At 58.7% G+C, this 11,466-nt stretch carries 7 protein-coding genes; 3 read left to right on the top strand and 4 right to left on the bottom strand.

All coding sequences use genetic code 11. The features are described from left to right. Positions 1–12: 12 nt before the first annotated feature. Together K7J14_RS12090 and K7J14_RS12085 are read right to left on the bottom strand one after the other, a co-directional pair. The gene (locus K7J14_RS12090; protein WP_230756632.1) at positions 13–750 is read right to left on the bottom strand and encodes an amino acid ABC transporter ATP-binding protein; all 738 of its coding nucleotides are present in this window, start codon (positions 748–750) and stop codon (positions 13–15) included. Then, complete coding sequence (locus K7J14_RS12085) at positions 743–1,435, bottom strand: amino acid ABC transporter permease (protein WP_230756630.1); 693 nt, start codon at positions 1,433–1,435, stop codon at positions 743–745. The genes K7J14_RS12090 and K7J14_RS12085 overlap by 8 nt, the downstream gene beginning before the upstream one ends. 280 nt (positions 1,436–1,715) lie before the next feature. On the opposite strand from K7J14_RS12085, the gene gltB reads away from it, so the two are divergent. Both gltB and K7J14_RS12075 read left to right on the top strand, forming a co-directional pair. Beyond that, a complete protein-coding gene (gltB, locus tag K7J14_RS12080; protein ID WP_230756628.1) occupies positions 1,716–6,332 on the top strand; it encodes a glutamate synthase large subunit in 4,617 nt (1,538 codons plus the stop codon). Beyond that, entirely contained in the window at positions 6,325–7,785 is a 1,461-nt protein-coding gene (locus K7J14_RS12075) for a glutamate synthase subunit beta (RefSeq protein WP_230756626.1), read from the top strand. The genes gltB and K7J14_RS12075 overlap by 8 nt, the downstream gene beginning before the upstream one ends. Here the strand turns inward: K7J14_RS12075 and K7J14_RS12070 are convergent. Both K7J14_RS12070 and K7J14_RS12065 read right to left on the bottom strand, forming a co-directional pair. Continuing rightward, entirely contained in the window at positions 7,782–9,668 is a 1,887-nt protein-coding gene (locus tag K7J14_RS12070) for a methyl-accepting chemotaxis protein (RefSeq protein ID WP_230756624.1), read from the bottom strand. The genes K7J14_RS12075 and K7J14_RS12070 overlap by 4 nt on opposite strands. Positions 9,669–9,812: 144 nt before the next feature. Beyond that, positions 9,813–10,622 (bottom strand): transporter substrate-binding domain-containing protein, encoded by an 810-nt coding sequence (locus tag K7J14_RS12065; protein ID WP_230756622.1) that lies wholly within the window; start codon positions 10,620–10,622, stop codon positions 9,813–9,815. A 151-nt stretch (positions 10,623–10,773) separates the two neighbouring features. Between K7J14_RS12065 and K7J14_RS12060 the strand changes: the two genes are divergently transcribed. Further along, positions 10,774–11,451 (top strand): YkgJ family cysteine cluster protein, encoded by a 678-nt coding sequence (locus tag K7J14_RS12060; RefSeq protein ID WP_230756618.1) that lies wholly within the window; start codon positions 10,774–10,776, stop codon positions 11,449–11,451. The last annotated feature ends 15 nt before the right edge of the window (positions 11,452–11,466 follow it).

Here is an 11,466-nt window from a genome sequence, read left to right as displayed (position 1 = left end):
GCGCGATGCGCTTTAGCCGGTCACCTTCGCGAGGAATTCCCGTGTACGGGCGTGCTGCGGGTTTCCGAAGAGTTCCTCCGGCGTACCCTGTTCCCTGATTATTCCTTCATCCATGAACAGAATGCGCGACCCGACTTCCCGGGCGAAGCGCATTTCATGGGTCACAACGGCCATCGTCATCCCCTGTCCCGCCAGATTTTTCATGACGGAGAGAACCTCCCCGACCATCTCCGGATCGAGGGCGCTCGTCGGTTCGTCGAAGAGCATGACCTTGGGCCTCATGGCGAGGGCCCGCACTATCGCGATGCGCTGCTTTTGCCCGCCTGAAAGCTGGGCCGGATGGGCGAGGATTTTGTCCATCAGCCCGACCTGTTCAAGCAGCTCCTTCGCTGTTTCTTCGGCTTCCGCCCGCGGAACTCCCTTTACCTTAACCGGGCTCAGGACTATGTTTTCAAGCACGTTCATGTGGGGAAAAAGATTGAAATGCTGGAAAACCATCCCCATGTCCCTGCGGTGAGCGTCGAGCCCTCCGCGCTTCCATTCGTTTTTGTCGGTTATCTCGACTCCGTCGAACCAGATTTTTCCGGCGGTCGGCTCCTCCAGGAGGTTGAGGCAGCGGAGGAAGGTGCTTTTTCCGGAACCCGAGGGTCCGATTATTACGACGACTTCTCCCTGTTCGATATGTTCGTCTATGCCGCGGAGAACGTGGAGCTTGCCGAAATTCTTGTGCAGTGCTTCTACTTTAATCATGGGTGCGCATTCTCCTTTCGACGCGTGCGAGGAATTTCGAGAGCGGGAAGGTGAGGAGGAAGTATACGAGGGCCGCGATCAGCAGGGGCTCGAATGGCTGGAAGGTGTTTCCCCTCACGGTGTTCGCCTTGTACATGAGCTCCGCGATTCCGATCACCGAAACTATCGACGATTCTTTTATAACGACGACGAACTCGTTTCCGAGGGTCGGCAGGACGTTCCTGACCGCCTGCGGTATGACGATGTGTCGCAGCGTCTTCGCGTACGACATCCCCAGCGAGCGGGCCGCCTCGCTTTGTCCCTTGTCGACTGATTGAATCCCTGAACGGAAAATTTCGCATACATAGGCGCCCGAGTTGATGCCCATGGTGATGACTCCGGCCATGAAATCCGCGAAATTGATGCCCAGAAGGCGGTTCATGAAGGGGCTGTCCGGAAAACGGATTCCGATAGCCTGAAGTCCGTAATAGACGATGAACAGCTGGACAAGGAGGGGCGTCCCCCGGATGAACTCGACGTAGGCTGTTCCCAGAAACCGCAGGGGCCGGTTCTTTCCGACCCTGAATACCGCGAGGATCAACCCGATCATGACTCCGAAAATAACCGCGAGAAACGCGAGCAGGATGGTGTTTTTCGCTCCGATGAGATAGTACGACCAGTACTTCGTGAGAAACGTGAATTTCATAAACGTGGATTATAGACGGTTTTTTTCTTCCTGCACAGGGGCTTTTGTTATTGAGTCGATCAGCTGGATTTTTGACTATTTATACGTAAAAAAATGCATAAGATGCATAATTATTCATTAAATTCGGTAAATTGACGTTTTTTCCTCTGGACATACTGCCTTGTTTTGGTACACATTTCAATAGCTGTAACTGTCCTTCGAAAGAGCAAAGGCGTTCTTTCTCCAGGGTTGGTCGAAGTATTCCCGGGAATTCCGGGTACCAGTTTAAGAGGAGACAAAGATGCCTTTTGTGAAACGTCCCGGAAAGTGCGGTCTGTATGATCCTGCTTGCGAAAAAGAAAATTGCGGTGTCGGATTCATTGCCCATATCAAGGGAAAGCGTACCCATTCAATTATAGAAGACGCCGCCAAGGTGCTCTGCCGGATGGATCATCGCGGAGCGCGCGGAGCCGAGGAAAACACCGGCGACGGCGCGGGCATGCTCACCGCTCTTCCCGATCTGTTCTTGAGAAAAGCCGCTGAAAAATCAGGTTTCTCCCTTCCTCCGGAAGGCCGCTACGCTTCCGGGATCGTATTTCTTCCCGTCGACGAAACGCTTCGCGCCGATTGCAAGGCGTCCATCTCGGCTCTTCTCTCCGAAGCCGGGCTTTCGCTCCTGGGCTGGCGCCGCGTTCCCGTGAACAACGCCGGGCTCGGTCCTTCCGCCCTCGCGAGCGAACCGGTCATGGAGATGCTCTTCGCCGGCGCCGATCCCGCCGCTGCCCCCGATCCGGAGGCCTTCGACCGCAAGCTTTTCGTCGTCAGAAAACAGGCGACCCATCTTTTGCGCGGAACCGACAAGGACCCCGACAGCCATTTCTATATTTGCAGCCTGTCCTGCCGGGTCATGGTCTATAAGGGAATGCTTTCCCCAGACCAGCTCGTTCCCTATTTTCCCGATCTTTCGGATCCCGACTACGTGTCCCATCTCGCGATGGTTCACTCGCGCTTCTCCACGAACACCTTCCCCTCCTGGGACCGGGCGCAGCCGCTGCGCTACATGGCCCACAACGGAGAAATCAACACGCTTCGGGGGAACGTCAACAAAATGATTTCCCGCCAGGGAATGCTGTCCAGCCCCCTGTTCGGTCCCGATCTCGCGAAGGCCTTTCCGGTGACCGAACCCGATCTCTCGGACTCGGGCAATTTCGACAACGTTCTCGAGCTTCTCCTCCTCGGCGGCAGAAGCCTTCCGGAAGCCGTCATGATGATGATTCCGGAAGCCTGGGAAAACCATGCCGACATGGATTCTTCCAAGCGCGATTTCTACCGTTATTCAAGCTCGATGATGGAACCCTGGGACGGTCCCGCTTCCATTTCCTTCACCGACGGCGAATGGATCGGCGCGGTGCTCGACCGCAACGGGCTGCGCCCGAGCCGCATCTGGATCACGAACGACGATATGGTCATCATGGCGAGCGAAGTGGGTGTTCTGGACATCGATCCCTCCCGCATCGTGAAGAAAACCCGTCTCGAACCCGGCAAGATGTTTCTGGTCGATTTCAAGGAAGGCCGGATTATCGGGGACGAGGAAATCAAGGGCAAGATCGCGACCGCCCATCCTTACGGAGAATGGTTGAAAAACAACGAGCTCGCCCTCGAATCCTTCCCCGCCGGGCGGCTTTCCCCGTCGCCGTCAGAAGAAGACTATCTGAAGCTCCTGCGGGCTTTCGGGTACAGTTTGGAAACCGTAGAAATGCTGCTCAAGCCCATGGTCGAAGGATCGCAGGAAGCGCTCGGCTCGATGGGCAACGATACTCCGCTAGCGGTTCTCTCGTCGCGGCCGAAGCTCGTCTCCGATTATTTCAAGGAGCTTTTCGCCCAGGTTACAAATCCCCCGATCGACTCGATCCGCGAGGATTTGATCATGAGCCTCGAATCCTGCATCGGACCGGAAGGAAATCTCCTGGAGCCTTCTCCGGAACATTGCAGGCGACTGCGTCTCCATTACCCGATACTCACTGACTCCGAACTCGCCCGGCTGAAGAACACAGGCGGAGCGGGCTGGAAAACCCGCGTCATCGACATCACCTATCCGGTCGAAGCGGCGGCGGCCGAGGCGAAGCATGCCGCGTCCTCTCAGGACGCCTCTTCCGCTCCCGGAACCGCGCTCAAAGCCGCCCTTTCGCGCATCGAGGACGAAACAATCGCCGCCATCGCGGAGGGCTGCCGCCTCGTCGTTCTTTCGGACCGCTCCGTATCCTCTGCGCGCCTCGCCGTCCCCGCCCTGCTCGCGGTGGGAGCCGTCCATCAGCATCTGGTACGGGAATCCTCGCGCACCCGGATCGGCATCGTGCTCGAGTCCGCCGAACCGCGCGAAATACATCAGTTCTGCGCCCTGGTCGGCTTCGGCTGCGACGCGGTAAACCCCTGGCTCGCATTCGAGGCCTTCCGTCAGATCGACGCCCGCAAATCCTGGTCCGAGCCCGTCCCCGCCGGCGAGATCGAAGGCCGATACATCAAGGCCGTCGCCAAGGGCATGCGGAAGGTGTTCGGAAAGATGGGCATCTCGACGCTTGAATCCTATAAGGGCGCCCAGATTTTCGAGGCAGTCGGCCTGGCAGAAGAGGTCATGAACCGCTGCTTCGCCGGATCAGCCAGCAGGATCGGGGGAGCCGGCTTCGCCGAGCTTTCCCGCGAGGCCCTCGAGCGCCATCTGGACGCGTGGCCCGCCCGGGAATCGCGCCCCTACGACGAGTACCGCAGCGCCGGCGACATCCATGTCCGCTCGGGCGGAGAAAAACACATGTGGGACGCCGAGTCGATCGCTGACCTCCAGCAGGCCTGCCGCAGCGGAGATCCCGCCGCGTGGGCGAGGTTCTCCGCCAGGCAGAACGCCCGTTCGGCCGAGCAGGCGACCATCCGCGGTCTCCTGAAATTCCGCGAAGGCAAGAACGCCCGCGGCGAGCCCATTGTTCCTGTTTCAATCGACGAAGTTGAAAGCGTCGAGTCCATCGTGAAGCGCTTCGTTACCGGAGCGATGAGCTACGGCTCGATTTCCAAGGAAGCGCACGAGACGCTCGCGATCGCGATGAACCGCCTCGGCGGAAAGAGCAATACCGGCGAGGGCGGCGAAGACCGCGAACGCTTCCAGCCTCTTGCGAACGGAGACTCGAAGCGGAGCGCGATCAAGCAGGTCGCGTCCGGCCGATTCGGCGTCACGATCGAGTATTTGACGAACTCGGACGAAATACAGATAAAGATGGCCCAGGGCGCGAAGCCCGGAGAAGGCGGAGAGCTGCCCGGCCACAAGGTCGACCCCGCGATCGCCAGGACCCGCGGTTCGACTCCGGGAGTCGGACTCATCAGCCCGCCCCCTCATCATGATATTTATTCCATCGAAGATCTTGCGGAACTGATTTTCGATCTGAAGAACGCCAATCCGGGCGCCCGCATTTCCGTAAAGCTCGTATCGGAAGTCGGAGTGGGAACCATCGCCGCCGGCGTCGCGAAGGGCCATGCCGACCACATTCTGGTCTCCGGCCACGACGGCGGAACCGGAGCGTCTCCGCTCACCGGCGTCCGCAACGCGGGCCTGCCCTGGGAGCTGGGAATCGCCGAGACGCACCAAACCCTCGTGCTCAACGGACTGCGCTCCCGCGTCACCCTGCAGACGGACGGCCAGCTCAAGACCGGGCGGGACGCCGTTATCGCGGCGATTCTCGGCGCCGAGGAGTGCGGCTTTTCGACTGCGCCCCTTATCACCCTCGGCTGCGTCATGATGCGCAAGTGCCATAAAAACACCTGTCCCGTCGGAATCGCGACCCAGGATCCCCGGCTCCGCGGAATGTTCACCGGAAAGCCCGAGTACATCGAAAACTTCTTCCGGTACGTGGCTCAGGATATGCGCGCCGTAATGGCCTCCATCGGTGTGCGCTCCTGGAACGAACTGGTGGGCAGGGTCGATCTTCTGGAAGAGGACCGGTCGGTGCGCACCTGGAAGTCCGCCGGCATTACGCTCGACGCCCTTCTCGCGCCGATCGTCGGAGCAGATCCTTCCGCCCCCGTGCGGAAGACCATCGAACAGAACCACGGCATCGATTCAGTACTCGACCGCGAACTTATCAAGAAATGCTCCGCCGTAATCGAAGGATCGAGCACGTCTGTCGTCGTCGATTCGGCGGTGTGCAATACGGACCGCGCAGTCGGCACCATGCTGAGCCACACCGTCGCCAAGAAGAACGGAAACCGCGGCCTTCCGGAAGGTTCCGTCAGGGTGAACTTCCGCGGTTCCGCGGGCCAGAGCTTCGGCGCCTGGCTCTCCTCGGGAATAGCCTTCAATCTCGTCGGCGACGCGAACGACTTCGTCGGCAAGGGCCTGTGCGGAGGAACCCTCGTGATCGCTCCTCCTGAAGCGTCTCCCTTCGAGCCGTCGGAGAACATCATCGTAGGAAACGTCGCTTTCTACGGCGCCACTTCGGGAGAAGGCTTCATCCGGGGCATCGCGGCGGAGCGGTTCTGCGTCAGAAACTCGGGCGCGCGGGTCGTCGTCGAGGGCGTCGGAGACCACGGCTGCGAATACATGACCGGCGGACGAGCCGTCGTCCTCGGAAAAACCGGACGCAATTTCGCCGCGGGAATGTCCGGCGGAATCGCCTGGGTTCTCGATTCGGACGGAACCTTCCGCGACAGATGCAACACCGGCATGGTGTCTCTGGAAGAGCCCGCCGCGGAAGACTGGGCCGAGCTCAAGGATCTGATTTCCCGCCATAGGGAGGCGACCGGATCCGGAGTCGCGGCGTCCGTTCTCGGCGGATGGGAAACAATGAAGAAATCTTTCGTACGGGTCATTCCGCACGACTACAAAAAAGTGCTCGCTCAGGCGAACGTTGCCGGCAAGGAGGCTGTGAATGGGTAAGGTAACCGGTTTTTTGGAGTATGGCAGGCACAAGACTCCCTGGCGGCCGAGCGAGGTCCGCTCTCTGGATTTCAAGGAATTCGTCCTGCCGCTTGAGAGAAGCGAACGCGAAGAGCAGGGCGCCCGCTGCATGGATTGCGGCGTGCCCTTCTGCCAGTCGAGCTACGGATGCCCTATCAGCAACCTCATCCCCGAGTGGAACGATCTGGTGTTCCGCGGACGCGAAGAGGAAGCCTGGCACCGCCTTCGCAAGACGAATAATTTTCCGGAATTCACCGGCCGCGTATGTCCGGCTCCCTGCGAGGGCGCCTGCGTCCTCGGCATCGGTTCCGATCCCGTGACCATCAAGGACAACGAGTGCTGGATAGTCGACAACGCGCGCGAAAAGGGCTGGATCAAGCCCATGCCGCCGAAGTTCCGCACCGGGAAAAAGGTCGCGGTAGTCGGCTCCGGTCCGGCAGGCCTTTCCGCCGCCGATCAGCTCAACTGCGCCGGCCACTCGGTCGTCGTTTTCGAACGAGCCGACCGTCCCGGCGGCCTGCTGATGTACGGCATCCCGAACATGAAGCTCGACAAGGATCTGGTGCTCGGCCGCGTACAAGTGATGAAGGACGAGGGCGTCGTCTTCAAGACATCGATTGAGGTCGGGGTGGACGTTTCCGCCGAATCCCTCATGAAGGAATTCGACGCGGTTCTGATAGCGACCGGCTCGACCAAGCCCCGCGATCTTTCCGTTCCCGGCCGCTCCCTTTCCGGAGTGCATTTCGCGATGGACTACCTCAAGGGTTCCACCGAAAATCTTCTTTCCGGATCGTCGGCCCGGCCGGCCATCGACGCCAGGGGTAAAAAAGTCGTGGTGATAGGCGGCGGTGATACGGGCAACGATTGCCTGGGAACCGCCATCCGCCAGGGGTGTTCAGGCGTCGTCAATTTCGAGCTGTTGCCGAAGCCTCCCGCGAGCCGCACTCCCGAGATGCCCTGGCCGACCTTCCCTCGTACGCTGAAGATCGATTACGGACACGCCGAGGCGGAATACGCCTTCGGAAAAGACCCCCGCGAGTATTGCATTTCCACGAAGGAATTCGTGGACGACGGAAACGGCAACGTGAAGGGAATAAAAACCGTCAGGGTTGAGTGGAAAAAGAACGAAGCCGGCCAATTCGTTATGCAGGAAGTTCCCGGTTCCGAAGAATATTTCGAAGCCGATCTCGTATTCCTCGCGCTTGGCTTCGTCGGCCCCGAGGAAAAGCTGCTCGAGTCTCTGGGAGTCGCCCGCGACAACCGGGGAAACGCCGCCGCCGCGTACGGAGCCTTTTCTACCGCAACCGACAAAGTGTTCGCGGCCGGTGACGCCCGCCGCGGCCAGTCTCTGGTCGTGTGGGCGATCAACGAGGGCCGCGCCGCTGCCCGGTCGATAGATCTCTTCCTTATGGGAGAGACCTCGCTGCCTTAATCCGGCTCATCGAGCGCGAGAGCGCCGTCGGCCCTGAAGTACGAAATGGTTTCCTGAAGGTTTTCCGCCCTCGAGGTCAGCGACTGGGCAGTGGCGGAAAGCTCTTCGCTCGATGCGGCGTTCTGCTGTACGACCTTGTCGAGCTGGCTGAGCGCCTGATTGATCTGCTCGGCGCCGATGCTCTGTTCATGGCTCGCCGAGGATATTTCCTGCAGCATTTCGCTCGTCTGGGAAATCTTCGGTACGATCGATTGAATTATTACGAGGGTTTCCTCGGCGGTCTTCACGGTTTCGTTTGAAAGCTCGTTGATTTCCGCCGCGGCTTCCTGGCTGCGCTCCGCTAGCTTGCGGACCTCGCTCGCGACTACGGCGAATCCCTTGCCTACGTCGCCGGCGCGCGCGGCCTCGATCGCCGCGTTCAGCGCGAGCATGTTCGTGCTCCGCGATATTTCCTCTATAACCGAAATTTTATCCGCAATCTGGCGTATCGCGCTCACCGATTTGTCAACCATCTCTCCGCCGCGTCCGGCTTCGACTGCCGTTTCCTTCGCGATGCGGTAGGTCTCCTCGGCGCCTTCGGAATTCTGCCGTATGTTCGAGGCCATCTGCTCCATCGAGCTCGAGACCTCCTCCATCGAAGCGGCCTGTTCGGACGCGCCCGAGCTGAGCTGCAGGGAGGCTCCGGTTATTTCGTTGGAGCTTGCCAGAACAACGGCGGAGGAATCCCGGGTGTTTTCAATGATTCGCGTAATATTTTCTATCATGCTGCTGCTCGCCCTGGCCAGAACGCCCAGCTCGTCTTCGCGGTCGCTGTATTTCTGCTCTATTTTGACTCCCAGATTTCCGCCGGCGATTTCTTGCTGCACCTCGGCGATGGCGGCGACCGGCCGCGATATCGATCTTCCGGCGAGAATGGACAGCAGCGCAAGCAGGATGATTCCCGCGATCGCGATGAGTATCAGAACCATGATAAAGCGGTACATGGGCGCGTAAATCTCCGAAAGGGTGGGGACGGCGATCAGCCTCCAGCCGTTGACGAGGGTCGTGTAGCCGACGAGCCTCGTATTCAGTCCGTCGCGGAGCGTGAGTATTCCCTTGCCTGTTTCAGATCCGTTTATCCGTGATAGAACGGCTTCGCTGTTCGCGCCGAAGAGCTCCGATATATTCTGCCCGGCGAGTTCGGGATGAAAGATCAGCTTGCCGTTGTCGTCCATGATGGCGAAATATCCGGTCTCAAGGATTTTTTCGGCGTAGAAATCGTTCTGGAACTCTCCGATGAACATGTCCGAGCCGACAACCCCGATATGCTTCCCGTTCAGCCTCACGTCGAGGCAAATCGAAACGATGAGATCTTCGAAGCCCTCCCATTCATAGGGCTCGGTGATCGTCATTCCGTTCTTTTCGGCGTCGGTGTACCAGGCCCATGCGCCTCCGCTCATATCCGCCCTCGCGTAGCGAGAATTAGTCGTCCATGACAGTTCGCCGTCGAGCTTGTAGTTTTGAATGGCGTATTGCTGAACATTGCCGGTGACCTCCGGCGCGAACCAGACGTACAGGTCCAGAAAATTTTCCTGCTTCATAACGGGAATCGTAAGGCGGTCGTAATTTTTAAATTCTGCCGCGAGTCGGTCTTCGTCCGCGAGAATCTCTTCCGTAATGTTCGCTTCTATATAACTCTGAAAACTCTTGATGAAGGCGATGCGTTCCTGGAACAGGCCGTCTATCCTGTTTCCCCAGGCGACCGCCCATTCCTCGGACATCGCTTCATAGTCTTTCTGGATGATGGACACGGTGTTTACTGCGACGATCAGGGTGAATACAGCGATAACCGCAGAAAAAATCGACGTATTGACCGCTGTGATAAACCGGGAAATCTTTTTCATGAAAAGCTCCTCTGTGTCTGGTATCATTAACAGTATAGGATGCGCGCTCCTTCGATACAAATTTCCGGGAATAAAAAAAAGCCCTCGTTCCGACGCTGTTCGGCGGAACGAGGGCCTGTCATCCGAAACGGACGATTCGGTCTATCAGTACTCGACCATCTCGCTCGCTTGGGCGACGAAGGCTTCGATCTTGCCTTCGGAAACGAGGCGGGCTACCGTCTTGTTGACGGATTCGAGAATCTTCGCGTTTCCTTTCTTCACGGCGACGGCTGAGCCGCCCGCGTCGTCGACGATGGTGTAGGACGCGAGCATGAGGTCGGAATTCGCTCCGAGATAGGCCTTTGCCACGGGAAGCTCGGCGACGACCGCTTCGATCTTGGAGTTCTTCAATTCCATGACGAGGTCGGGAAGCTTTCCCAATTCCTTGATCTGAGCGTGGGGAGCTTCGGCTTCTTCGGCGGGAACGCCCTTGAGGTATGTTTTCGCGAGACCGACCTGGATGGCGCCCCGTTGCGCTCCGATCATGACGTTTTCAAGCGAGTTCATCGCCGTTCCGTATTTCTCGGCGTCCGCTTTGCGGATAATCACGCCGTGCTCGGCGTAGTAGTAGATTTCCGAGAAGTCGACGTTCTGCTTGCGTTCTTCGGTCGGAGTCATGCCGGCGATGACGAGATCAACGTTGCCGGTCGCGAGGGCCGCAAGGAGGCCGTCGAAATCCATATCCTTGATCTCGAGCTCGAGACCGAGGTCTTTCGCGATTTCCTTGGCGATTTCCACGTCGAATCCTACGATCGTGTCTTTCCCGTCGATTTGCGCGTGAAATTCATAGGGGGGATAATCCGCGGACGTGCCGAGGACGAGTTTGCCGCTTTCTTTTTTCGCGCAGCCGGTAAATCCGGCGGCGATGAGAAGAAGCGACGCGAGACCAGCAACGATAGCTGTCGACTTTTTCATGTAGTTACCTCCATTTAGTGTACACCACAATGCGGCTTCACTATACCGGTTTACCCCCTCGTCAGGCAAGCCGTTTTTCTTCCGTTGCGGGGCCTTCCTCGATTGAAACGAATCCTTCGCTTCGTGTATCATCCTGCTCCTGGAGACACTCATGATCGAGGCTGATGTTTTTGAAGGCACGCGCATTTGGGAAATCGTAAACGGACTGGATGCCGTCTACGCTGAGATAGATTCGCAGCAGCGCGAATGGAAAAAAGTCTCGCCGTTCTCGTGCGCGGACGGCTGCGGACAATGCTGCGTCGATTTCGAACCGGACGTGCTCGAAAGCGAGGCGCTCTACCTTGCCGTATGGATGCTCCATCATCAAAGGGAACGCGCCTTTTCGATACTGGAAGACGCCTTCCGGTCTCCCCGCTCCGATCCCGAGCGCGGCTGCATGTTCTTCGACCCTGCGACTCCCTATCACTGTACGGTCTACGGCGGCCGAAACCTGATCTGCCGGCTTTTCGGCTATACCGGGGATCGCGGAAAAGACGGCCTCGCCCGCTGGAAGCCCTGCAAGTTCCTTCCCCTTGAAGCCCGCGACGGCGGAGCGTCACTCCGAAAACAGTACTCCGCGGCGGAGCTTCTCGAACGCTTCGGCGCCGTTCCTCCGCAGATGACCGACATATCCGGCCGGGTCGTCGCCCTTTCCCCGGAGTCTCCGGATTTCAGGCGCCCTCTGAGGGAAGCCCTGCCGGAAGCGTTGCGAAAAATAGTCATGGTTCTCCGCTTTCTGGAGTCTCCTCCCGAGCCGAATCCCGAAGCGCCCCAGCCGCGCGCCTCCTGACGCTTTTTTATTCTT

It is taken from the genome of Teretinema zuelzerae, from assembly GCF_021021555.1.
In the GTDB taxonomy this organism is placed as follows: Bacteria; Spirochaetota; Spirochaetia; order Treponematales; family Treponemataceae; genus Teretinema; species Teretinema zuelzerae.
This window is presented reverse-complemented; position numbering and strand designations above follow the sequence as displayed.